The 273-nt window shown below is 55.3% G+C and carries 1 protein-coding gene; it reads left to right on the top strand.

Annotated elements, in window-relative coordinates; all coding sequences use genetic code 11:
* On the top strand, window positions 1-273 hold a 273-nt coding region (locus tag C5P05_RS33455; protein ID WP_157979132.1), incomplete at both ends, for a serine hydrolase.

Raw genomic sequence — 273 nt, 5'->3', positions numbered from 1 at the left:
TGTTTCACTTTACCTACAACCGCGCAGGATCGGTCGGGCGACACCGCACCCGTCGTCGAAAAAGCCGGTACAACTTATGCTCGGGCGCATGAAATTGATGAGATGCTTTCAAAGTATTTCAAGCCCGGAGAGCCAGGCGCCAGCGTCATTGTTTCGCAGCGCGGCGCCATCCTGTTCCGCAAAGCCTATGGGTTGGCGAATATGGAGACGAACGTTCCGCTCCAACCGGAATTCCCATTACGCACGGGCTCAGTGACGAAGCAATTTACCGCT

The sequence above is a fragment of the Rhodoferax ferrireducens genome, assembly GCF_003347515.1.
Lineage (GTDB): Bacteria > Pseudomonadota > Gammaproteobacteria > Burkholderiales > Burkholderiaceae_C > Rhodoferax.
The sequence above is the reverse complement of the archived record's forward strand: the minus strand, read 5'-3'. Positions and strand labels throughout refer to the sequence as shown.